Origin of the sequence: Pelagicoccus sp. SDUM812005, assembly GCF_031127875.1 — a bacterium.
GTDB lineage: Bacteria > Verrucomicrobiota > Verrucomicrobiia > Opitutales > Opitutaceae > Pelagicoccus.
The window spans coordinates 26,712-50,002 of sequence record NZ_JARXIA010000003.1 but is presented as its reverse complement, the minus strand read 5'-3'; the positions used below and the strand labels follow the sequence as shown (position 1 = coordinate 50,002).

24 protein-coding genes and 1 tRNA gene are annotated in these 23,291 nt (G+C 60.2%); 11 read left to right on the top strand and 14 right to left on the bottom strand.

All coding sequences use genetic code 11. From position 1 onward, the window contains the following. Positions 1-16: 16 nt before the first annotated feature. The 7 genes from QEH57_RS05420 to ilvB all read left to right on the top strand — a co-directional run bounded on the left by QEH57_RS05420 (position 17) and on the right by ilvB (position 6,709). Positions 17-997, top strand: a complete 981-nt coding sequence (locus tag QEH57_RS05420; protein ID WP_309005671.1) for a peptidylprolyl isomerase — start codon at positions 17-19, stop codon at positions 995-997. 210 nt (positions 998-1,207) lie between these two features. Next, on the top strand, positions 1,208-1,927 hold the full coding sequence (radC, locus tag QEH57_RS05415) for a DNA repair protein RadC (RefSeq protein ID WP_309005670.1): 720 nt from the start codon (positions 1,208-1,210) through the stop codon (positions 1,925-1,927). Positions 1,928-2,046: 119 nt separating this feature from the next. Beyond that, positions 2,047-2,132 (top strand) — tRNA-Tyr (locus tag QEH57_RS05410). A gap of 131 nt (positions 2,133-2,263) precedes the next feature. Beyond that, positions 2,264-3,337, top strand: coding sequence for a tRNA preQ1(34) S-adenosylmethionine ribosyltransferase-isomerase QueA (queA, locus tag QEH57_RS05405; protein ID WP_309005669.1), 1,074 nt, complete (start codon positions 2,264-2,266; stop codon positions 3,335-3,337). Positions 3,338-3,398: 61 nt separating this feature from the next. After that, on the top strand, positions 3,399-3,776 hold the full coding sequence (locus QEH57_RS05400; RefSeq protein WP_309005668.1) for a tetratricopeptide repeat protein: 378 nt from the start codon (positions 3,399-3,401) through the stop codon (positions 3,774-3,776). Between the two features lie 103 nt (positions 3,777-3,879). Continuing rightward, positions 3,880-4,884 carry an acetyl-CoA carboxylase carboxyltransferase subunit alpha gene (locus tag QEH57_RS05395; RefSeq protein WP_309005667.1) on the top strand — a complete coding sequence of 335 codons (1,005 nt, stop codon included), beginning with the start codon at positions 3,880-3,882 and terminating at the stop codon, positions 4,882-4,884. A gap of 43 nt (positions 4,885-4,927) precedes the next feature. Next, the gene (gene ilvB, locus QEH57_RS05390; protein WP_309005666.1) at positions 4,928-6,709 is read left to right on the top strand and encodes a biosynthetic-type acetolactate synthase large subunit; all 1,782 of its coding nucleotides are present in this window, start codon (positions 4,928-4,930) and stop codon (positions 6,707-6,709) included. A 93-nt stretch (positions 6,710-6,802) separates the two neighbouring features. On the opposite strand, the gene QEH57_RS05385 is transcribed toward ilvB, so the two are convergent. From QEH57_RS05385 to QEH57_RS05375, 3 genes are read right to left on the bottom strand one after another with little or no spacing between them, the layout of a single operon-like run. Next, positions 6,803-7,075 carry a glutaredoxin domain-containing protein gene (locus QEH57_RS05385; RefSeq protein ID WP_309005665.1) on the bottom strand — a complete coding sequence of 91 codons (273 nt, stop codon included), beginning with the start codon at positions 7,073-7,075 and terminating at the stop codon, positions 6,803-6,805. Between the two features lie 5 nt (positions 7,076-7,080). Next, positions 7,081-7,902, bottom strand: a complete 822-nt coding sequence (locus QEH57_RS05380) for a protein phosphatase 2C domain-containing protein (RefSeq protein ID WP_309005664.1) — start codon at positions 7,900-7,902, stop codon at positions 7,081-7,083. Positions 7,903-7,915: 13 nt separating this feature from the next. Beyond that, complete coding sequence (locus QEH57_RS05375; protein WP_309005663.1) at positions 7,916-8,362, bottom strand: serine/threonine protein phosphatase; 447 nt, start codon at positions 8,360-8,362, stop codon at positions 7,916-7,918. 186 nt (positions 8,363-8,548) lie between these two features. Between QEH57_RS05375 and QEH57_RS05370 the strand changes: the two genes are divergently transcribed. Then, positions 8,549-9,568, top strand: a complete 1,020-nt coding sequence (locus QEH57_RS05370; RefSeq protein WP_309005662.1) for a glutamine synthetase beta-grasp domain-containing protein — start codon at positions 8,549-8,551, stop codon at positions 9,566-9,568. A gap of 167 nt (positions 9,569-9,735) precedes the next feature. After that, entirely contained in the window at positions 9,736-9,981 is a 246-nt protein-coding gene (locus QEH57_RS05365; protein WP_309005661.1) for a hypothetical protein, read from the top strand. On the opposite strand, the gene QEH57_RS05360 is transcribed toward QEH57_RS05365, so the two are convergent. Continuing rightward, positions 9,978-10,475, bottom strand: a complete 498-nt coding sequence (locus QEH57_RS05360; RefSeq protein WP_309005660.1) for a hypothetical protein — start codon at positions 10,473-10,475, stop codon at positions 9,978-9,980. The genes QEH57_RS05365 and QEH57_RS05360 overlap by 4 nt on opposite strands. Before the next feature lie 4 nt (positions 10,476-10,479). Further along, complete coding sequence (locus QEH57_RS05355; protein WP_309005659.1) at positions 10,480-10,953, bottom strand: acyl-CoA thioesterase; 474 nt, start codon at positions 10,951-10,953, stop codon at positions 10,480-10,482. A gap of 173 nt (positions 10,954-11,126) precedes the next feature. On the opposite strand from QEH57_RS05355, the gene QEH57_RS05350 reads away from it, so the two are divergent. After that, on the top strand, positions 11,127-11,966 hold the full coding sequence (locus QEH57_RS05350; protein WP_309005658.1) for an HDOD domain-containing protein: 840 nt from the start codon (positions 11,127-11,129) through the stop codon (positions 11,964-11,966). A gap of 72 nt (positions 11,967-12,038) precedes the next feature. Here the strand turns inward: QEH57_RS05350 and QEH57_RS05345 are convergent, their stop codons facing one another. The 9 genes from QEH57_RS05345 to QEH57_RS05305 form a co-directional block, all read right to left on the bottom strand. After that, positions 12,039-12,719 (bottom strand): hypothetical protein, encoded by a 681-nt coding sequence (locus tag QEH57_RS05345; RefSeq protein WP_309005657.1) that lies wholly within the window; start codon positions 12,717-12,719, stop codon positions 12,039-12,041. Between the two features lie 59 nt (positions 12,720-12,778). Then, positions 12,779-13,159 carry a hypothetical protein gene (locus QEH57_RS05340; RefSeq protein WP_309005656.1) on the bottom strand — a complete coding sequence of 127 codons (381 nt, stop codon included), beginning with the start codon at positions 13,157-13,159 and terminating at the stop codon, positions 12,779-12,781. Positions 13,160-13,168: 9 nt separating this feature from the next. Next, positions 13,169-13,738 (bottom strand): hypothetical protein, encoded by a 570-nt coding sequence (locus tag QEH57_RS05335; RefSeq protein ID WP_309005655.1) that lies wholly within the window; start codon positions 13,736-13,738, stop codon positions 13,169-13,171. 3 nt (positions 13,739-13,741) lie between these two features. Continuing rightward, a complete protein-coding gene (locus tag QEH57_RS05330) occupies positions 13,742-14,311 on the bottom strand; it encodes a nucleoside 2-deoxyribosyltransferase (RefSeq protein WP_309005654.1) in 570 nt (189 codons plus the stop codon). 30 nt (positions 14,312-14,341) lie between these two features. Then, on the bottom strand, positions 14,342-15,643 hold the full coding sequence (locus QEH57_RS05325; RefSeq protein ID WP_309005653.1) for a nucleoside transporter C-terminal domain-containing protein: 1,302 nt from the start codon (positions 15,641-15,643) through the stop codon (positions 14,342-14,344). A 152-nt stretch (positions 15,644-15,795) separates the two neighbouring features. Next, positions 15,796-16,752: a hypothetical protein gene (locus tag QEH57_RS05320; RefSeq protein WP_309005652.1), complete on the bottom strand. Its 957-nt coding sequence runs from the start codon at positions 16,750-16,752 to the stop codon at positions 15,796-15,798. Beyond that, positions 16,749-17,777, bottom strand: a complete 1,029-nt coding sequence (locus QEH57_RS05315) for an ABC transporter permease (protein ID WP_309005651.1) — start codon at positions 17,775-17,777, stop codon at positions 16,749-16,751. Before QEH57_RS05315 ends, QEH57_RS05320 begins: the two co-directional genes overlap by 4 nt. Next, the gene (locus tag QEH57_RS05310; RefSeq protein WP_309005650.1) at positions 17,770-19,293 is read right to left on the bottom strand and encodes a sugar ABC transporter ATP-binding protein; all 1,524 of its coding nucleotides are present in this window, start codon (positions 19,291-19,293) and stop codon (positions 17,770-17,772) included. Before QEH57_RS05310 ends, QEH57_RS05315 begins: the two co-directional genes overlap by 8 nt. Positions 19,294-19,579: 286 nt before the next feature. Then, complete coding sequence (locus tag QEH57_RS05305) at positions 19,580-20,566, bottom strand: ABC transporter substrate-binding protein (RefSeq protein WP_309005649.1); 987 nt, start codon at positions 20,564-20,566, stop codon at positions 19,580-19,582. 229 nt (positions 20,567-20,795) lie between these two features. Between QEH57_RS05305 and QEH57_RS05300 the strand changes: the two genes are divergently transcribed. Further along, the gene (locus tag QEH57_RS05300; RefSeq protein ID WP_309005648.1) at positions 20,796-22,781 is read left to right on the top strand and encodes an alpha-L-arabinofuranosidase C-terminal domain-containing protein; all 1,986 of its coding nucleotides are present in this window, start codon (positions 20,796-20,798) and stop codon (positions 22,779-22,781) included. The last annotated feature ends 510 nt before the right edge of the window (positions 22,782-23,291 follow it).

Genomic DNA, 23,291 nt, shown 5'->3' with positions numbered 1-23,291 from the left:
GCCGATCCCAAGTCATATGATCAAAAAAGCGACTCTCCTTTTATCCCTCATCATCCCTATCGCCTTCTCCTCAGCCCAGAAGCTGCCGAAAGGCGCACGCCTCGCCAACAGCATCGCCGCCATCGCCGAGGACAAGATCATCACCGTCGAGGAAGTTCGCCGCGAGCTCGAGCCCTACCTGCCTTCCATCCAGAAGGATTCCGGCGGCGACCCCATGAAATTTCGCCAAGCCATCGAGAGGATGGAGGCAGAGATCATCCAAAACCTCACCGACAACGTCCTCATCGTGAAGCAATTCTACGAGGACAAGGGCCAGATCCCCGCCAGCTTCGTCGACAACGAGATCGAGGAAACCATCATCACCAAGTTCGAAGGCAAGCGCTCGCTCTACCTCGACTACCTCAAGTCGATCGGCAAGACTCCCGAAGAACACCGCACCATGATTAAGGAGGAGATCATCGTAAACTACATGCGCAGCAAGATGCGCAAGTCCGCCTCCATCGTCAGCCCCGTGCGTATCGAGAAGTTCTACGAGGAATACAAGCAGGAGTTTTTCCAGGAGGAAGCCCTCCACCTGCGCCTCATCCGCCTCACCAAGCTCGCCGACGAAAGCGACGAAGTCCTCAAGCAAACCGCCGACGAAATCTACGAGAAGCTCGAAATGGGCTTCGCCTTCGACGAGCTCGCCATGAAGTACAGCAACGACTCCAAGGCCAAGAAAGGCGGCGACTGGGGCTGGGTCACCCGCGGCTCCCTCATCGAGCAGCTCAGCGAGCCTGCCTTCGCCCTCAAGGAAGGCGAATTCAGCGAGCCCATCTTCATCAAAAACAACCTCTTCATCCTCTACAACGAGGAGCACCGCCCGGAAGGCTACCTCCCACTCCCCGAAGTGCGCAGCGATATCGAAGACATCCTCATTTCCCAGATGGCCAGCGAAGCCGAGGCTAAGTTCCTCGAACGCCTCCGCCGCGACGGCTACGTGCGACGCTTCAACTAAAAGCGACCGCGCCCTTTCCACTTTCCCGCAAACGCGAGCCCCGCACGGCTCGCGTTTTTTCGTGGCCGCGACCCCGGACGCAGATCGCAGGAGCGCGCTTGTCACGCCCGCCCCCAAGCGCTCTACTCCCCTCCGCGAAGCCTGTTACCCTTCGCCCTTCCGGAGCCTGAAAGCAGATCCCCGGATCCCCAAACGAAAACCCAACTCCTCATGCCCACCTCGACCTACCTTACCCCAAGGCTCGCCGACCTCTCCGTAAGCGAGCGCCCCCAAGAACGCCTCGAAGCCCAAGGCCCGCAAAGCCTCAGCGACTGCGAGCTGCTCGCCATGATCCTCCGCAGCGGCAGCAAAGGACGAAACGTGCTCAGCGTCGCCTCCGAAATCCTGCAGGAGTCCGGCTCCCTCAACGGCCTGCTCAAATGGAGCGACGCCGAATTCCGCGCCATCAAAGGCATCGGCAAAGTCAAAGCCCTGCAGCTGATAACCATCGTCGAGATTTGCCGCCGCGTCCGCGAGCGCTCCCCCGTCAGCGCCCCCATCCTCGACAGCCCCGACCTTGTATTCGATTTCATGAGACAAGACACCCAAGCCCTCGAAGTCGAAAAGTTCTGGACCCTCTGCCTCAACCGCAAGAACCGCCTCATCAAAAAAGTCGAGATCACCTCCGGCACCGCCAGCAACAGCCTCGTCCACCCCCGCGAAGTCTTCCGCGAAGCCATCCGCCAAGGAGCCTCCGCCGTCATCTGCGCCCACAACCACCCCAGCGGCGACCCCGCCCCCAGCGCCGCCGACATCAAAGTCACGCGACAGCTCCGCGAATCCGCCAAGATCCTCGGCATCGACCTGCTGGACCACCTTGTAGTTGGAAACGCAGCACACGATCCCCGCTCCAAAGGCTACTACAGCTTCCAGGAATCGGGCCTGCTCTAGGAGAGCTCAAAGCCCTCCGAGGCCCCCGCATGAGCCAAAAACAAGAAAGGTGAAATTTTCTCAAATTTACACTTGATCTTTAATTCAAAACGGGGACTCTAGGCGGCCTTTCACCGGTCGGTGGGATACTCAAGCGGCCAACGAGGGCAGACTGTAAATCTGCTGGGGAAACCCTACACAGGTTCGAATCCTGTTCCCACCACCATTTCAATTTCCTCGAAAGAACGACCACAACCTTGGTCGTTTTTTTGTGCCCGGACCACAACACCAAGACCGAGCGCTTTCACTATCAACGTTAGTGAGAAAAGCGCGCGCCACCCGCCTCCCACGCCGAACATGGACAGCTCCCTCTTCGATTACCACCTGCCCGCAGAACGCATCGCCCAAGAGCCCGCCGCCGTCCGCGACGCCTCCCGCCTCCTGGTCGTCCACCGCAAGGAACGCCGCCTCGAGCACCGCCGCTTTACCGACCTCCCCGAGTACCTCGGGGCCGGCGACGCCCTTTTCCGCAACAACGCTCGCGTCCTGCCCGCCCGCCTCTTCGCCCAACGCCCCACCGGAGGCGCCGCCGAATGCCTCTTGCTCCGCCCCGCCACCAACGACGGACTGGAATGGTGGACCCTCCTACGCCCCGGCAAGAAGCTACCCGTGGGCACCACCTTCTCCCGCGAAGGGTATTTTTCCGCTTCCGTGGAAGAGAAGAACGAGAAGGCCGAGTATCGCGTCCGCTTCGAGCTCGCCAAGCACAGCTCCGTAGCCGCCCTCGCCGACGAGCTCGGAAAGATGCCCCTGCCACCCTACATCGCCCGCGAAAAGTCCGACCAACGCGACGAGGCCGACAAGGAACGCTACCAAACCATCTACGCCTCCGCCGAAAAATCCGTGGCCGCCGCCGCCCCCACCGCCGGCCTCCACTTCACCCCGAGCGTGGTCGACGCCCTCGAAGCCAAGGGAGCCCGCTTCCACGACCTCGCCCTCCATGTCGGCATGGGCACCTTCAAGCCCCTCCAGACCGAGAAGATCGAAGACCACCAAATCCACCGCGAGATCTACGAAATCTCGGAAGCCACCCAAGCCGCCCTCCGCGACGCCACCGTCCGCCGCAGAGTCTGCGTCGGCACCACCAGCGTCCGCAGCGTCGAGGACTACCTCGCCAAGAGCGACGCCATCGTACCGGGCAACTTCGTCAGCGAAGCCGCCATCTTCATCTACCCGCCCCGAGCCTTCCGCGGCGTCGACGCCCTCATCACCAACTTCCACCAGCCCAATTCCACCCTGCTCTGTCTCGTCTCCGCCTTCCTCGACCCCGACGGCACCAGCGGAATCGCCTGGCTCAAAGAGATTTACGCGGAGGCGATCGAGCAAAAGTATCGCTTCCTCAGCTACGGCGACGCCATGCTCATCCTTTGACAAGCGCAGCCGCTTCGTGTACTCTCCCTACGATTTTCATCTCACCGAAAACACACTCCCTATGGGCCAATTTCAAAAAGCACCGATCACCAACATCGTTGAAGACGCCACTTTCGACTTCACGATGGGAGACGCCGAAGCCGGCATCGCCAAACTGCAGGCCGCCCTCGCCGAATCGCCGGACGCTTTCGAGGCCTGGCACGCCCTCTGCGAGATTTTCTACTCGGAGAAACGCTACGACGAAGCCCTCCAAGCCGCCGAAAAAGCCCACGCCCTGCGACCCGACGATCTCTTCGTAAACACTAGCCTTTCAAGGATTTGGCTCGAAAAAGGATCGAAAGAAAAGGCCGAGCATTTCGGAGCGCAAGCCCGCATGGCCGGCTGGAAGGAGCAAATCCAAAACCCGGACTCCGAACAAGGGCAGGCAGACCTCGCTTGAGCACGGTCCACTGCACCACTTTCCACTCCCAAACCACCGTCGTTAAAGCCTCGACATTGTCGAGATAACACCCAAATTCCACCCCTTTTTACGGGATAGGCCTATGGACAACAACTACGCACTAGACTTCGAACAGCCGCTTCGCGGCCTCATCGAGCAGATGGAGCACTTGCACCAGCTGTCCGCTGAAAACAATATCGACCTGTCTAAGGAGATCCGCGGTATCGAAAAGAAAATCGCGGAAACCAAGAAGTCCATCTACAGCAACCTGACTCCTTGGCAGCGCGTTCAACTCGCTCGCCACCCGCAGCGCCCCTACGCTTACGACTACATCGAGCGCATCTTCACCGGCTTCCAAGAGCTGCACGGCGACCGCGCCTTCCGCGACGACCGCGCCATCATCGGCGGGACCGCCTTCCTCAACGGCGAATCCGTCATGGTCATCGCCCAGCACAAGGGCCGCACCACCCGCGAAAAGCTCAAGCACAACTTCGGCAGCCCTTATCCGGAAGGCTACCGCAAGGCCCTGCGCCTCATGAAGATGGCCGACAAGTTCGATATGCCCATCATCACCTTCGTCGACACCCAAGGAGCCTACCCGGGCGTCGCCTCGGAAGAGCGCCACGTCTCCGAAGCCATCGCGGTCAACCTGCGCGAAATGAGCCTCATGGGCTCCCCTATCATTTCCACCGTCATCGGCGAAGGCGGATCCGGAGGAGCGCTCGGCATCGCCGTCGCCAACAAGATCCTCATCCTCGAGAACGCCTACTACTCCGTCATCTCCCCCGAAGGCTGCGCCGCCATCCTCTGGAAGGACCGCGCCAAGGCTCCGCAAGCCGCCAAAGCCCTCAAGTTCGGAGCGACCGAAATCGAAAAGCTCGGCATCGTGGACGGCGTCGTCAAGGAACCGATCGGCGGAGCCCACAACGACCCCGACGCCGCGGCCGCCACCCTCAAGGAAGCCATCGAAGCCCAGCTCGCGGAGCTCAAGAAGATGACTCCCGAAGAACGCATCGAGCAACGCTACCAACGCTTTCGCAAAATCGGCGTGACCGACGAAGACGTTTCCGACGGCAAGATCGTGCCCATCAAGGAAGCCGCGTCCTGAGCCGCATCCCCCCTCTTACAAAACAGCCGGATTTTTTAATACCATGAGCGCAAACCAAGATCTCAAATCGTCCCCTGACAAGACTGCCGCTACGCAACAAATGAATGGTGCCGACGTCGTCGTCGAAGCACTGATCCGCGAAGGCGTCGACGTCATCTTCGCCTACCCTGGCGGAGCTTCGCTCGAGATGCACCAATCCCTCGCCAAGCGCAAGGACGACATCCGCACCATCCTGCCTCGCCACGAGCAAGGCGGCTCCTTCGCTGCGGAAGGTTACGCCCGCGTCACCGGCAAAGCTGGCGTTTGCATGGCGACCTCCGGTCCCGGCGCCACCAATCTCATGACCGCTATCGCCGACGCGTTCATGGACAGCACCCCGCTCGTCTGCATCACCGGCCAGGTCTACTCCAAGTTCATCGGCAAGGCTGCCTTCCAGGAAACCGACTTCTTCGGCATGACCCTCCCCGTCGTCAAGCACAGCTACCTCGTGCTCGACGTCAACGACCTGCCCAAGATCATGAAGGAAGCCTTCAAGATCGCCACCACCGGACGCCCCGGCCCCGTCGTGGTCGACATCCCCAAGGACGTGCAGCAAGCCAAGATCGATCCCGTTTGGCTCAGCGACGAAGAAGTCCCCTACCGCGAGTCCAAGCTTCCCGAAAAGGCCAGCGACCGCGAACTGGAAAACGTCCTCAACCTTATCGAAGACGCCAAGCGTCCCGTCATCTACTTCGGTGGCGGCGTCGTAGCAGCCGAAGCCCACAAGGAGCTCACCGAGTTCGCGGAGCGCACCGGCATCCCCGTCGCCTCTACCCTCATGGGTGCCGGTTCCTTCCCCGAAACCCATCCGCTCTCCCTCAAGTGGTTCGGTATGCACGGTTCCGCCTACGGAAACTGGGCCGTCCACCAGAGCGACCTGCTGCTCACTTTCGGAGCTCGCTTCGACGACCGCATCACCGGCGACGTATCCAAGTTCGCCCCACAGGCGGAAATCGTCCACATCGACGTCGACCCCTCCGAGCACAACAAGAACAAGATAGTTCACCACCCCATCGTCTCCGACATCAAGCATGCCCTCGGCCGCATGAACGAGCTGATGGACTCCAAGGGATTCAAGAAGCCTAACCTCGAAGCCTGGCAAAACCAGTGCGCCGAGTGGAAGCGCGACTACCCGTTCTCCTACACCAAGAGCGAACACATCGTTCCGCAGCACGCGGTGGAAGTGCTTTGCGAGCTCACCAAGGGCGAAGCCATCATCACCACCGGCGTCGGCCAGCACCAGATGTTCGCCGCCCAGTTCTACAACTTCAACCACCCGCGCAGCCTGATCTCCTCCCTCGGACTCGGCTCCATGGGCTACGGCTACCCCTCGGCCCTCGGCGCCAAGGTCGCCTGCCCAGACCGCCACGTTATCGATATCGATGGAGACGGATCCTTCGCCATGAACGTGCAGGAGCTCGCCACCGCCAAGATCGAAAAGATCGCCGCCAAGGCCATGATCCTCAACAACCAGCACCTCGGCATGGTCGTGCAGTGGGAAGACCGCTTCTACAACAGCGTACGCGGCAACACCATCCTCGGTGACGAGAACAACATCGGCACTCCCGAAAACCTCGCCGGACTCTACCCGGACTACGTCAAGATCGCCGAAGGCTTTGGCCTCCCCGGCCGCCGCGTCCACAAGAAGAGCGAGCTCAAGGACGCCATCCAAGAGATGCTCGACAGCGAAGAAGCCTTCGTGCTCGACGTCATCACGCCCTACGACGAGCACGTGCTCCCCATGATCCCGGCCGGCGGTACCGTCGACCAGATGATCGTCCGCTAAGGCGCGAAACGTATCCAAATTTCAAAGCCGCTTTCCCTCACGGAGAGCGGCTTTTTCGTGGCGTAGCGCCGGGCTCCAGCGCGACCACTCAATTCACCGAAACACAGTATCCAACCGCCCACTACGCTCGTCGGCGAAGAGCCTATCCTCGTCTCCGTAGTGCTGCCCATCCACGAAAATCTGCGGAACTGTGGTCTGCCCAGCGGAGCGACGCTTCATCTCCTTGAAGTTGCTGGTAGGCAGCTTCACGCCCGCCACCATCGCGATCTCCCGCCATGCGAAGGGGATCTTATGCTTCTTCAAGAAGGCCTTCGCCTTGTGGCAATACGGGCAGAGATTGCTGCCGAAAACTTCTACTTTTTTCATCCGCTCTACTGAACTTCCACGACCACCGCCGTAATATTGTCACGACCCGACTCTTCCAAGGCGTCCTGCACCAGACGGTTAGCTGGATTCAGCTCCGCGAAACGGGGCGGAGGATTCCGCACCAGCTCCTCCACGCGACGGTCCCAAATGCCGTCCGTCACTCCGTCCGAACAAAAAACGAAGCGGTCCCCCGGCTCGATCCCCACCGAGCCCACCTGGGGGTCGATCTTGAGGCATTTTCCGCCCAGGACTTGCTGCAGCAAATTGCGTTCGCCATGGGTACGGGCCTCTCGCTCGTTGATCTTGCCGGAGCGAAACAGCCATCCCACGTGCGTATGGTCCTCGGTCAACTGACGGCTGCCGCCATCCCTCGGGAAATAGTAGATGCGACTGTCTCCGATATGGCAAAAGTGCATCCAGCCCGGAGACATCCAGCCGAGGCTCAAGGTTGCCCCCATTCCGCGACACTCCTCGTAGTAGGCAGACATCTGCGTCATCTCTTTGTGGATACGCTGAAAAAGCTCCGTCAAGATATCCGAGAATCCGCGCTGCAGGCCGTAGGCGCCCAGCTTGAAGGACTTCGGCAGCAGCTCCGCGATCTTTTGCACCGCTACCCGACTCGCGAACTCGCCGGCATTGGCGCCGCCCATGCCGTCGCTCACCGCGAAGACGAAGTCGCCGCGATCGAGGTCCGCCGTGCCGCTCTTGCCCAAGTACTGCAGGCCTTCCGCGTCGAAAGTGACCGCCAGGAACGCGTCCTCGTTGTTCTTCCGAAACCTACCCGGATGGGTCAGCCCCGTCCATGACAGCGAAACCTTCTCGCTCATATTATCCCCTGAATCAGTCTTGGACCTTGCGCTCATAATCCCCGCCTCGCGCCTCTTCGGCGTCCTTGATGGTCAGGCCCTCGCCCGACTCCAAAATCACTGCGAACTCGAAATCGATCACGCAAAAACGCCCCAGGTGCGGGCTGTAGGTGATGTTTCGCATAAAGGCGTCATCGTGCCGTACCCCGTAGGCTTCCAAGGCGTCGAATACCGCCTTCTCCTTTTCAGGGCTGATCTTGTGCACGATGTGGCCACAGTTCGTCGTCACGATGTACAATTCGTCCGGATACTCCTCCAGAATCTTGGGCACGAAGTCGCAGCCCTTCTCCTCCAGGTACTTGAGCACGCGCACCTCGTTTTCGTAGCGCTCCTTGGAGAGTTGGCCTTTGTACTTCTTGTGGACGCGACCGTCGAAGCCGATGCGTACCTCCGCCCTTTGCGTATCTTTGATCTCTTGCATGATCGAAATTGAGCTTCCCCTACAAAAGTGTGAAGGAGATCGATTATTTGGAAGGTAAAAGTAAAATTAGTTGAAAGTAGGCGCGCCTTTTGCTGATTTCGGAACCCGTCCCATGGCGGCGCCACTCCTACGGAATTGCCAATCCTAACTCGGGACTTCCAAACCCTATACGATAATCAAAAATCTATGGCTAAATATAAGTTCGAATACATCTGGCTCGACGGCTACTCGCCCGTGCCAAATCTTCGTGGAAAAACCCGCCTCGGCAACGAAGCGCCTAAGAGCATTGAGGATCTCCCTCTCTGGGGCTTCGACGGCAGCTCGACCAAGCAGGCGGAAGGCAGCAGCTCTGACTGCGTGCTCAAGCCAGTAAAGTTTTACCCAGACGCCGCTCGTGGAGACAACGCCTACATCGTTCTCTGTGAAGTAATGATGCCAGATGGCGAAACGCCACACCCAAGCAACCACCGCGCGACCATCATCGACGACGAAGACACTTGGTTCGGCCTCGAGCAGGAGTACTTCCTCTACGAAGACGGACGTCCTCTCGGCTGGCCAGCAGACGGCTACCCATCCCCACAGGGTGAGTACTACTGCGGCGTAGGCAACCAGAACGTCGGCAGCATCGCTCGCGAAATCGTCGAAGAGCACCTCGACCTTTGCTTGGCTGCAGGCATCAACCACGAAGGCATCAACGGCGAAGTCGCCAAGGGCCAGTGGGAATTCCAGGTTTTCTCCAAGGGATCCAAGAACTGCGCCGACGACATCTGGGTAGCTCGCTACCTCCTCATGCGCCTCTGCGAAAAGTACGAAATCGACGTCGAGTGGCATTGTAAGCCATTCCAGGGCGACTGGAACGGTTCCGGCATGCACTGCAACTTCTCCACCAAGTACATGCGTGAAGTTGGCGGCAAGGAGTACTTCCTCAAGCTCATGGACGCGTTCGAAAAGAACAAGGACGAGCACATCGCCGCCTACGGTCCAGACAACCACCTTCGCCTCACCGGCCTCCACGAAACTCAGTCCATCGACAAGTTCTCCTGGGGCGTTGCCGACCGCGGCGCTTCCATCCGCGTACCGCACAGCTTCGTCAAGAACGACAAGTACCAGGGCTATCTCGAAGACCGTCGTCCAAATTCCCAGGGCGACCCATACCAGATCTGCTCGCGCGTCCTCAAGACGATCTCCGAGGTCCCAACAGCATAAAGCCACCTCGGCTCAGGACACACTCTTGCACTTTCCAGCGGCTCCCCTTCACGGGAGCCGCTTTTTTTGCGCTCACCACCCTTAGCTTCCCCTCCCCGAACGCTCGCCCCACATCCCCTGAATTTTGGCATTGAGCCGCCCCCGCGAGTCGCGCTCAATTCGCCCCTATGCCACGACCAATCGGATGGAACAAACGAGACCCAGAGCTGGGCAAGCTCAAGATCGAAGCCCGTATCTACGGCAACAAGCTCACCTTCCACCGTCAGGCCGGCCGCTTCGAGCAATGGGAAGAGTTCACCCCTGACGAGGAAGATTGGGACACCATCAACGAACTTGCCGCCAACAAAGCCCAGCGCGGCAAGGTCCAGGCCCAACACCTCAAGATCATCCAAGCCCGCGGGCGCAAATTCTAAGCCGCCTCGCGCCGCCCCGCCTTGAAATACATCAAGGCCATTCCCAAGCAGCCCAGCAAAACCAGCAGACCCGCCACCCCGTAAGCTCCCGCGAGCAGCTGCGGGAAGTCGCGCGTTAGCTGCTCCGCCATCTCGACCGGCAGCTGCTGCATCAAGCCCCGCAAAGGCTCCCGCGCAAACATCGCTTCCAGCTCGTCCCGGTCCAGGACCGCCGCTTGCCAGCCGAGGTAGAGCGCGACGCTGCCCGCCAAGGCCAACTGGTTCCAGGCCAAACGACGACCGCTAACCGAATCGCCCTTCGAAAGCAACCGACCACGCCAACGCAGCTCCCAAACCCCGTGCGCCAGCAGCAGAGCCCCGATCAAAGCCCCCGGCCAAGACCAGGAAAAGCAAACCGCCAGCAGACTCAAACCGCCGAAGAAAACCAAGCTCCACCCGCTCAGCCCGGAGAGCAAAGCCACCGCTCCCGACACCTTGCCGTCCTCCCTCGCCATCGCGCTAAGCTCGCCCTTGGTTGCGGGCCGCCTTCATCAGCTCCGCCGGAGCCTCCTCGATCTTCGCCAGCAAGTCCGCCTGCAGGTCCAGGGCCGCCATGCTCCGCGAAGGCACGTCGAAGCCGGCATACACGGACGTCATCTCCGCCCGCGCCACCGCCGTGTAGCTTCCGTCCGCCTCCCGCTTGCGCACCCGAAAGAAGTAGACGACCGACTTCTGCTTGATCTCCTTCACGAAAAGATGCACCTCGAAGCGGTCCCCGAAACGCAAGGGCGAATGGTACTCGCAACTCGCCCGCACCCGCGGCCAGCCCCAAAACTGGTCGCGCTCCTGCACCACCGGCTCCATCCCCAGCGACTTCAGAAAGGCGTGCTCCGCGATCTCCATCCAGCGAAAGAAATTCGAAAAATGGGCGATCCCCGCCATATCCGTCTCATTGAAAGCAAGTTCCCGCTCCAGCACATAGTCGAAAGCCATAGCTCGGAAGCATCCCCGCTCCCTTGCAAAACTCAAGGCCATCCTCCCCTCCTCGCCCACAAAAGCGCCGACTCGTAAATCCCCCCATAAAGTGCCCTTTCTGCGAGCAATCCACCCCCTCTTGGCCTACAGATACAGCCCTCTTCGCCGATTAATCAGCACTAGTGCCACCGATGAACACAATTTCTCCCGCCGAGCTCAAGGAAGCCGCCAAGCTGCTGCCTTCCTCGCCACGCATTTTCGGCAAACTCAGCAAGCTCCTGCGCGATCCCTCCACCGATCTCAGCGACATCACCGACCTCGTAAACGCCGACTCCGCCCTCACCGCCAGCGTCCTGCGCCTGAGCAACAGCGCCATGTACTCGCTCGGCACCTCCGTCGACACCCTCGACGAAGCCATCAACCGCGTCGGCTTCCGCGAACTCTTCAAGCTCGTCGGCTTCGCCGCCTCCAAGCAACTATTCGCCGAGCACAACCGCGTCTACAACATCTCCGGCTCCCAGCTCTGGGAAAACTCCCTCGCCTGCGGCATCAGCATGGAAGTGCTCGCCCGCAAGATCGGCTACGACGACCAAGAGGCCTACACCATCGGCCTGCTCCGCAACATGGGCAAGATGGTCCTCGACTACTGCGTCAAGAACGATCCCCAGTACCCAAGCTACAACACCCAATCCAACCTCCCCCTCATCGACTGGGAGCAAAACAACTTCGGCATCACCAACCCCACCGTCGCCGGCTTCATCCTCGTCTCCTGGAACTTTCCCGAAGAAACCTCCCTCACCATCCAGCACCAGTACCAGCCCGAAGAAGCCCCGCGCTCCCTCCCGCTGATCCACCTTCTCAACCTCTCCAACGGCATCGCCGAAAAAATCGGCAAAGGCCTGCACGGCGAGTCCAACTACTGGACCGACTGGAAAGCCCACCTCCCGCGCACCGGCCTCTCCTTCGACGAATTCAAGGAAAGCGTCACCGAGATCCGAACCTCGCTCGCCCGCGTCGTAGCCAATTTCTAGGCCGCTCCACAAGCGCAGCGACACCGGAGCCCCACCGCTCCCTCCGAGACAACGCGCGATTCCTAAAACCCGCTACTTGTCCTCTTCCGATTCCTCGTTCGCCTGCTGGATGAACGAGCTCGGATCCACGATCTCCTCATCGTCGTCGGAGCCCTCCGCGTTCATCTTGGCAATCAAGTCGCTGGGGTCCACCTCATCGTCGCCCCCATCCTGGTTGGCCTGGGCAATCACGTCTTCCGGATTGAAATCCATCGAAGCGCCGCCCCCATCGCCCGCCAAGATGCCCGCCGTATCGAGATCGTCGTAGTCCTCATCGTCGTCATCCGAGGCCGGCCCCGCGCCCAGCTGGCCGCCAGCGTCCGCGCCACCGCCGCCTTCCGGCAAGGCAGCGCCGCCCTCGGCGATCTTGGCCAGCATGTCGTTCTTGGCGAAAGTCAGGATCCGATCCGCCAAAGCCGGCAGCTTCCAAACCTCCGGCGATACCAAAGTCTCCTCATGGGCCTTGGCCTTGCCCGCCACATTCACGAAAACCTGGATGCACTCGCCCTGCTCGGACTTCATCACGCTCTTGATGCGAATGATCATCCAAGGCGAGGCGCCCGCTTCCGCCGTATAAACGTACAAGTCCGTCTGCCGTCCACCCAAGTCGATGAAACGCGTAAACTTCATCGGATAGCCACCGCCCCAGTCTTTCAAAAAGCTTTGGAGCTCTTGCTCGATCGCGCTCGCTATCTCAATGGTATGAACCTTCATAAGTCGACTGTCCGAAAACTCAAAATGACGGGGACCTACATTGCAACCCCGATCGCCGCCTAGCGGCTCCCCTTCGGCTCCATCTTGTCCACGAAGCGTTGCACGATCTCCGCCGTCAGGTCCATCAGGTTCAACTCGCCCTCCATCTCCCGCACTTTCCGCGGGCGACCGTGCAAGGCGAAGGCTACGTTGCCCACCCCGAACAGCACCGGCAATATCGACTGGATCATGCTACGCGTCTCGATCTGCACCCAAATTCCGAATACAGCGAACGACACGCCCACCACGCAATAGAAAGCCTGCAAGACCGGCGAAAAGGTCTTCACCTCGATATCCTTCAGATCGTCCGCCGTGATCGGCGTACCCTTCATTTCAATACGCCGCTCGCACAATGCGATGCCTTCCTTGATAATCCGCTTCTCTATAAAGTTACGCCCCATACGCCTCAATCAATAGGCGACACCGCACAAGTCAACCCGTCCCGCGGGCCAATTCCTCCCCACGCTCTTTACCATCACATAGGCATCCCACCAAGGACTCTCCTCCCCTGCGCCCGATACGGAATCGCGAAATTCGTTGTATACGCGGCAGGCGCCCAGCCGCTCGTAGAACTCCGGCACTCCCGTCTGAAAGAGACACCAATCCAGTTCCCTTCCCAAACGCCCAAAGGCATCCAAGACTACCGCCTTCCCCAGCCCTCGCCCCCGCAGCGACGGAGAACTGCACACTCCCGCCAAGGCGAGCACCGAACAGCTCGCTCCGGTGGCCTCGAAGCGAATCTTCCTCACGAAGCTGCGAGCCACCGCCAAAAGTTGCCCCTCCTCCTCCAGCACATGGAAGAGCTCGCTTCCCGGCTCCATCCGCTGGTCCAGCAGCTCGTCTGCCAGCAGGGCCTCCGCCCGCTCCTCCAGCGGAGCGCCCTCCGCATTGGCTCTCGGCCAAACCTCAGCCCACAAAGCGCAAATCCGCCCCGCCCGCTCCAACCCGAGCTCCCTTCGAACGATTTGCAGCGCCTCCATCTGCTACATCCCCAACAGGCGTTCCAAATCCTCGCGGCGATTCGCACCCTCCACCGCTACCGGCGGGAGCGACACCACCTCGTCCAACTTCCCTAGCAACAATTCCGCCAGCCGCTGAGTGGCCTTTCGCGACGCCTCCACGCCCCCGAAGCTCGCGTGCCCAGATTCCACATACAGCTGCATCGCATCCACCACTAGCGACACCGTTCTAGGATAAAAGCTGCACATCAAATTCCACGGTTCCTCGTTTCGATCCCCGCCTCGCCGAAAATCGGTGCGCAGCGCCACCGCCGGAATGTCCGCGAACTTTGCCGCCATGAACTCCGCCACCGTGCCGGAATCCAACTCCGTCCCATCGAATTGGAATACCGCTGCGTCGCAGTCGAGCACTCCTCGAAAGTCGCTATCGCGGATCGCCTTCGCCTCCAAGGACTCCGGTTCGTAGTCCTGCGGCAAATACACCTTATACCGTCCCTCGGAGCTCGACTCTAGACACTCCGCCAACTGGGCATTGCCCGCCAATTGCCTCAGGTCGAACAAACCGCCCGCCAAATAAACTTTCTTCGTATCCATAATTCAAATTCCCCGCTAGCCTTGCCCTTTTTAGATACCGCTTTGTATCGTGGACGCAACGATCGCCGTCATATAGCAAGCCACCATCCCTCCGAACAAGGAGCGAAACCCATAGCGTAACAGGTTCGGACGCTGGCTTCGCTCCAGCGCCGCAATGCCGCCCACCTGAATTCCGATCGAAGCGATATTCGCGAAGCCGCACAAGGCGTAGGTCAGGATCAAGATCGTCCTTCCATCCGTCAGCACCCCGGCATCCTTCAGCTGCGCCATGTGCAAGTAGGCGAAGAACTCGTTAAACACCAGCCGCTCTCCCAAGAGTTGCCCCACGATCAAAAGATCCGCGTTCTGCACTCCCAGCAACCACGCGAAGGGAGCGCTCACCACCCCGATGACGAAGCTGAAGTTAAAGGCCGCGAAACGTCCGTCCGTAGCGGAAGCCACCCAAGCGTTCAAACCGGTCCACTCCCCGACCCACGCCCCTACCACATAGTTGAGCAAAGCCACCAAGCCCGTAAAGGCCACCAGCATCGCCCCCACGTTCAGGGCTAGCTTCAAGCCATCCGAGGTCCCCTTGGTGGCCGCATCCAGCAAGCCATCGTACTCCTTCTCCTTCGGAAAGGCGACCTGCTCGTCCACCCGCTCGCGCTGTGGAGCGATCATCTTCGCCGCCACCAAAGCCGCCGGAGCGCTCAGTACCGAAGCCGTCAACAAATGCTTCCCGAAAGCGATGCGCGCCAGCTCGTCGTCCCCGCCCAACTGGCGCATGTAAATCGCCAGCACGCCCCCTGCAATCGTGGCCATGCCACCGGTCATCAAGGCATTGATCTCAGAACGGGTCATGCCTTTCAGGTAAGGCTTCACCACCAAAGGCGCCTCCGTCTGCCCGATAAACACGTTCGCCGCCGCCGCCAAACACTCCGCTCCCGAAAGCTTCAAGGCCTTGCTCATCAGCCAGGCGAAGCCAAACACCAAGGCCTGCAACACCCGCAGGTGGTACAAAATCGCCGAAAAGGCCGAGAAAAAGACGATCGCCGTCAACACCGTCCAAGCGATGCCAAACACCGGCACATCCCGCGGCATCGAACCGAACACCATAGCCGCCCCCTCATCGCTAAAGCCTACTAGCCGATTGAAAAATCCGGACACTCCTTCCATCGCGGCATGGAAAAGCGGCACCTTCAAAATCAAGACTCCCAAGCACACCTGCAGCCCGATCCCGATCCCCACCAGCTTCCAATCGATCCGCTTCCGGTCCTCGCTCAGCCACCAACACAAAGCCAGCAAGCCAACAATTCCGATCAATGCCCGAAGAAGCGTCAAAAGCGTATCCATCGGGGCCCCTTTCTGCGACCATCAGCCCGCCCCCGCAACCTAAAAGCCCCAGCCCCGCGCAACGTAACATTGGCCCGCCCCACGGCCTAAGCTCTCCGCCTCGACGAAGCGGAGCTTCCCAAGCGTCTACGATTGCCCGGCAATCTCCGCGGCTACTCCTTCCCGCGGGCCAAAGCCCGCTGGGTCAGGATGAAGCCGAGCAACAAGGCTGCGATCGCGATACGCAGGAAGGCCGGCTTGAAGCGCCCATCGAAATTCAGGATGGTCTGGATCACCGCAAAGGTCAGCACCCCGAGCAATGTCCCCGTCGCTCCGCCGATGCCGCCGGTCAACAAGGTGCCGCCGATCACCACCGCCGCGATCGCGTCCAGCTCCATGCCCACTCCCGTCAAAGGGTTGCCGCTGCCCATGTAGAGCGTGGTCAGGATGCCGGCAAAGGCGGAACAGAATCCATTAAACGCATACACGCCGATCTTCACCCGATCCACCGGCAAGCCCATCAGCCGCGCCGAATCCTCGTTGCCACCCACCGCATAAACATAGCGACCGAAGCGCGTCCATTTCAGCAAGTATAAGCAGAACACGAAAAACAATATAAACGCCAAGGCCCCCGCCCCGAGATAAGCTCCCGGACCCACCTGTATCTGGATTCCCACTACCGCATCGTAAAACTCGTTTTGGATGCCGATCGAGCTGCTGCTGATTACGAAGCCCATCCCCTTGGCGAAGAAGAGCCCGCCCAAGGTCACCAGGAAAGACGGCAAATCGTAAACCACGATCAAGGCGCCCATCGCCGCCCCGAACAAGACGCCGACCACCAATGCGATCCCCCAAGCCACCGGCACCGACACTCCCGCATCCTGCACCAGGTAAGCCACCAAGATCGTCGTAAATCCGATCACCGAGCCCACCGAAAGGTCTATCCCCTTGGACAGAATCACCACCGTCATCCCCAAAGCCGTAACGCCAAGGAAAGAACTGTCCGTGAACAGATTCGCGATCACGCGAAGTGAGAAAAACCCCTCGTAGCTAAACGAGGCCACTGCGAAGAGCGACGCCAAGACGCCGATCGTCGCATAAAGCGGATTGGACCGTAGCGAAATCTTCATGACGCCTTTCCTCCGATCTTGATAATATTGGAAATCTGTTTGCGGAACCGGTCCGACTGCAGCAGGCACACCCCTACGATCACGATCGCCTTAGGCACCGGAGCGACCGCCGCCGGCACGCCGGCATTATAGAGCGTCAAGGTCAAAGCCTGCAAAAGAATGGCTCCCAAGATCGAGCCGAAGAGCAAAAACCGTCCGCCCGTCAAAGCCGTGCCGCCGATCACCACCGCAAAAATCGCGTCCAACTCTTTCAGCTCGCCCACGCGCATCGGGTCCGCCGCGCTCACCGAAGCCGCATCGAGCACGCCAGCCATACCGGCCAATGCCCCGCACACCGCGTACACGATCAACTTCAAGCGACCCGCCTCGATCCCGCTGAAACGGCTCGCGTGCTCGTTGTCGCCCACCGCTTCGATCAACAGCCCCAAGGCCGTCTTTCGTATCAGCAAGGCCATGACAGTAAAAACAGCAGCCACCAACCACAACGAAAACGGAACGCCCAAGATGTAACCTTTTCCTAAATACAAGAAAGCCGGATCCTGGATCTTCACCACGTCGCTATCCGTGATTAACAAAGCCACGCCTCGTCCCGCAACCATTAGGATCAAGGTCGCAATGATCGGTTGTATCCGACCAGCCACCACCATCGCTCCATTGAAGAACCCCAAAGCGCCCGCCATCAGCAGCGTCAGAGGCAAGGCCAAGTAAAGGCCATAGCCCAACTGCGTTACCAGCGTCGCGCACAGCGCTCCGCCGATCGCCATCACGGCGCCCACCGACAAGTCTACCCCGCCCGTAGCGATTACCAAAGTCATCCCCAAGGCCAGCAACATCACGCGAGCGCCCTGGCTGAAGATGTCCACCAGGTTTCCATACAGATGCCCATCCCGCACGCTTACCGAGAAAAATTCCGGTCCGGTCACCAAATTAAACGCCACCACCAAAGCCAAGCCTGCCAAGGGCCAAACCAGCGGATTGTCGCGTAACGACTTTTTCGATACAGTAGCTTCCATCGCCTTACTCATGGTCTGCAATCTTCCTAACAATCGCGCTCTCCGTGATCGCCGAACCTCGCAGCTCCCCGATCACCTTCCTGTCGCGCAACACCAAAACCCGATGGCAGCAGCGCACTTCCTCATCCATTTCCGATGAAATCATAATCATGCTAAGCCCATCCTCGCTGAGCGACTCGATCAGCTTCTCTATTTCCGCCCGAGCGCCGATGTCGATACCACGGGTCGGCTCGTCCAATATCAAAACCTTCGGCTCCGCCGCCAGCCAGCGAGCCAGCAACACCTTTTGCTGATTCCCTCCGGAGAGCTCCTTGATCTTCGCCTCCGGCCCGGAAGTCTTGATCCGCATCGCCTTGATATACTTCTCCGCGATCGCATCCTGCTCCTCGCGCGACACCGGATTTAAAGCCCCACGTCGCGACTGCAAGGCGATCATCATGTTCTCGCGAACCGTCAGATGGGGAAAGATCCCCTCCGCCTTGCGATCCTCGGAAGCCAACATAATCCCCTCGCGTATCGACTCGCTGGGTACGCCTTGCTTGACTTGCTTCCCCTTCAGTTCGAGCGATCCCGCAGTAGCCTTGTCCACGCCGAAGATCAAGCGAGCGCACTCCGTACGCCCGGACCCCAATAAACCGGCCAACCCTACGACCTCGCCCTCCCTCAACTCGAGCTCAAGCGAATCGATCTTTCCCGGAGCCCCCAGACTGCGGACCTGCAACTGCGTCGCCCGCCCCGCCCGATCTTCCGCGATCGCGTCCAAGGCCGCCCCACGGCTCTGCATCTCCTCGAAAGCCTTGCCAAGCATGTCCTGCAGCAAGTCTTGCTTGCTCAGGCCCTTCGCATCCCGCGTTACGATATAACGCCCGTTGCGCAAAACCGTCATGCGATCGCTCATACGGAAAACCTGATCCAGGAAGTGCGTGATAAAGATGATACCGATTCCCTTGTCCCGCAGCAGATTCATCACGCGAAACAAGTTCTCGACCTCCGCCTCGTCCAAACTCGCCGTCGGCTCGTCCAAAATCAAAACCTTGGAATCCACCTCCAAGGCCCGGGCCAAGGCCACCAGCTGCTGCATCGCCACCGGCAAGCTCGAAAGCCGCGCCTCCAAGTCGATATCCATCTCCAGCTTGCCCAACGCCGCCTTGGCGCGCCGCCGGGCATCCTTCCAATCGATCCTGCCCAGCGCCCCCGTCTTCACCCGTCCCAACACGATGTTTTCGAGCACCGACAGGTTTGGCAGCAAGTTGACCTCCTGGTAAACGGTCCCGATCCCGCTCAGCTCCGCCTCCCGCGGGCTGCGAGGAGCGATCTCCCGACCGTTCAATTCCACCGTTCCCGACTCCGGACGATGCACCCCGGTGATGCACTTGATCGTGGTCGACTTGCCAGCGCCGTTCTCCCCCAGCAGAGAGTGGATCTCTCCCGCCCTCAACTCGAAGCTCACGTCAGACAACGCCTGCACGCTGCCAAATCGCTTGCAGAGCCCGCTGACCTTTAAAAGAGGAGTCGCATCCTTACTCATAATACACCGTCGCTATAAAGTTCGTTAACCGCAGATAAGCCAAACCACCGACCAAACAGCGCCCTTCGCTGAAAAGCACTGCCTCCGCCTAAACGGCTGGAGGATTCAACAACATTGAGTGGTAACTTGACATAGCCGCTCTCTCGCAAGCTCAAGCCCACGCTCAACCTTGTCACGCATTTAAGCCCATTCTCCCCCATACGAGGGAGCAGACGCTCAGCGCGTTGCCGCCAAGAGTTCACCCAGCCAGCAAGACGCGCCCTCATCAGTTTCCGTATCCTAAATTCTAATACTTGCGAGAGTCGATCGCTGCCGCCGCGTTGCTCTGGTCGAAGACGCTGTCCTTCATCACCACGCGACGCTCGTACTCCTCGCCATTCAAGATCTTCTCCGCCATGTCGAAAGCCAGCGGGCCAAACAGCGGCGTACACTCCACGATGCAGTTGATCTTGCCAGCGACCACCGCCTCGAAGGCTTCCTTGATCGCATCGATCGAAATGATCACGATGTCCTTGCCGGGCTTCAGCCCCGCCGCCTCGATCGCCTGGATCGCGCCCAAGGCCATGTCGTCGTTATGCGCATACACCACGTCGATCTTCTTGTGCAGCTTCAGCAGCGACTCCATCAAATCCTTACCGTCCGAACGCCGGAAGTTCGCGCTCTGCGACTCGATAATCGTGAAGCGAGAATGCTCGTCCACCACTTCCTTGAACCCCGTCTGGCGATCGATAGCCGGGGCCGATCCAGGCGTCCCCTCCAGCTCCACGATATTCACCTTCTCGCCCTTCACGTTCTCTACCATCCACTGGGCCGCCAAACGGCCTTCCTCCACGAAATCCGACCCGATGAAAGCCGCGTACAGGGACTCGTCCGCCGTCTCGATCTCGCGGTCCATCAACAACACCGGAATTCCCGCCCGCTTGGCCTCCTTCAAAACCGGATCCCAGCCCGTCTCCACGATGGGCGATAGGATAATCAAATCCACCCCCTGCGCCACGAAGCTCCGGATGGCGCGGATCTGGTTTTCCTGCTTCCCCTCGCCCGACGAAAACTTCAGGTCCACCCCGCGCTTCTTCGCCTCGCTCTGCATCGAGTCCGTATTGGCCGTACGCCACACACTCTCAGCCCCCACCTGGGCAAAGCCGATCTTCACCTTCTTCTCGGCGGAATCCCCACCGCCTCCGCATCCGGAGAGAAAAACGCTGGCCAACAAAAGCGGCGCCGCGGCGAATCGAGTAAACAGGGAGAAAAGGCGGGACGGACGAAAGTTCATTTCTAGCATCTCAGGGTTGCAAAGGTTCAGGGTAGTTCGCCCGAATGATCCAGGCGACGGACAAACGCAGCCTGCTCTACCCCCGCCCCACCGCCAAACCGCGAATTACTTAACAGTAAAGCCGCGCCCCCGTTGGCGGTCCCCGGGCAGGCGCGCCAAACTATCACCTGACACCCGCCAGCGAGCGAGCGACGACATACTACCCAATACCCAACCCCCGACCCAAATCATGAACCGACTGACCCAGACCCTCGCGGTCCTCGGCATAGCCGCCCTCAGCCCTATGGCCCACTCAACCCCAGCCCCCAGTTCCCGCGCCCTCGAGATCGACCTCCAGAAAACGGGCGCCCCCATCAATCCCTTCATCTACGGCCAGTTCATCGAGCACCTCGGCCGCTGCGTCTACGGCGGCATCTGGGCCGAGATGCTCGAAGACCGCAAATTCTACTTCCCCATCACCCCCGACTACGATCCCTACAAGAGCCTCCAGGACACCGCCTTCCCCGTCGTCGGAGCCTCCCCCTGGCAAATCCTCGGCAGCCCCGAACGCGTCCAGATGACCACCGCCGAATCCTTCGTCGGCCAGTACACCCCCGCCCTCGCCGCCGGCGCCGCCATCCGCCAGCACGACCTCGCCATCGTAGCCGGCAAGTCCTACGACGGCTACATCTGGCTCCGCAACGCCGGCGCCGAACGCAGCACCGTCGAAGTCCGCTTCGCCGACAACCCCCAAGGCGCCAAAGCCCAAACCGCCACCTTCACCGTCCCCGAAGGAGCGTATCAAAAGTTCCCCTACACCTTCGAAGCCGCCAGCGACTCCGAAAAGGCCAGCCTCACCGTAGCCGTCAGCTCCGGCCACGCCCTCGTCGGCACCCTCTCCCTCATGCCCGCCGACAACGTACGCGGCATGCGGGCCGACACCCTCAAGCTTCTCAAGGAGCTCGACGCCCCCATCTACCGCTGGCCCGGCGGAAACTTCGTCTCCGGCTACAACTGGCGCGACGGCATCGGCGACCGCGACCGCCGTCCTCCCCGCAAAAACCCGGCTTGGACCGGCGTCGAGCACAACGACTTCGGCACCGACGAGTTCATCGACTTCTGCCGCGAGATCGGCACCGAGCCCACCATCGCCGCCAACACCGGCTTCGGCGACGCCTACTCCGCCGCCCAATGGGTCGAGTACTGCAACGCCACCGGCGACACCATCGGCGGCCAATGGCGCGTCGACAACGGCAACTACGAGCCCTACCACGTCAAGTACTGGTGCGTCGGCAACGAAATGTGGGGCCCCTGGCAGCTCGGCTTCATGCAGCTCGACCACTACGTGCTCAAGCACAACGAAGTCGCCGACGCCATGCGGGCCGTCGACGACCAGCTCGTCCTCATCGGAGTCGGTGCCGTCGACCAAATCAACAAGGACCACGACCCCGAACAAGCCAAAGCCAACAAGCTCTGGTCCGTCGGCATGATGGAAAAGTCCGCCGACCACATGGAAATGATCTCCGAACACTTCTATTCCGGCCAAACCCCATGGACCACCCAAGGCGAGCTCCCCACCGTCGAACACGTCACCCTCATGCGCGATCAAATCCGCCGCATCACCGACGAACACCGCCGCCTCCAGCCCCAGATCGAAGAGCTCCGCGGCAAAACCATGCCCATCGCCATGGACGAATGGAACTACTGGCACCGCGACTACCAGTACGGCGAGCTCGGCTGCGTCTACGATCTCAAGGACGCCCTCGGCACCGTCGTCGCCCTCCACGAATTCTACCGCCAAAGCGACCTCATCCAGATCGCCAACTACGCCCAGACCGTCAACGTCATCGGATGTATCAAGACTTCCAAGACAGAAGCCGAATTAGCCACCACCGGCATCGCCCTCAAGCTCTACCGAGCCCAATGGCAGCCCATTCCCCTGCAGCTCCCCATCGACGCCCACGGCAGCCTCGACGTCGCCGCCTCCCAATCCACCGACGGCAAAGTCCTCACCATCAGCGTCGTCAATCCCACCGACCAAGCCGCCACCCTCGACCTCTCCGGCTTGGACCTACCCCCGCAAGCCACAGTCTGGACCATCACCGGTCCGGACCACCGAGCCCGCAACGCTCCCGGCCAAACCCGCCAAGTCGATGCCACAGAGAGCCAAGCCAATCCCCGCCAAGGCATAACAGCCCCCGCCCTCAGCTCCGTCCTCTACCGCATCGAACTTTAACTCCAAAAAAACGAAACGCCTCCCACCCCGGAGGCGTTTCTTGCATCCCACTCCAAGCGCCCCCTCCCCCGATCCTACATTGCAGCCCCTCCGTAGGGCTGACGCTTGCTGACACGCCGCAATGCAAGCCCCCTCGTAGCGCGGTGCTTCAGCCCGCGACCGCAATGCAAGATCCTCCCGCAACAAATCCATCGCCCCCCCTAAATATCTCCTCGCTCCCCTCTTCGAGTGTCGCCCCTCTCGCAACACGGTAGTGGTTATAAAACAAAGCCGAACCCCAAACCCAACATCCCTCAATCCCCCACACCTCCTCCCAACCAACCACGTAAAACTGGCACCAAACGTCCCGTCCCGAGCGGCCAGTCTAGCTCCTCAAACCTAAGCGCTAAACAGCCAATCCCGATCGTACTTTCACGTAAATAAGCCTTATATCTAAGCAAGTCGAAAAATAGTTTTCCCTGAATGGAACCCCCGCCGGACAGCAGGAAAAACCAAAAATGCATTATTCCC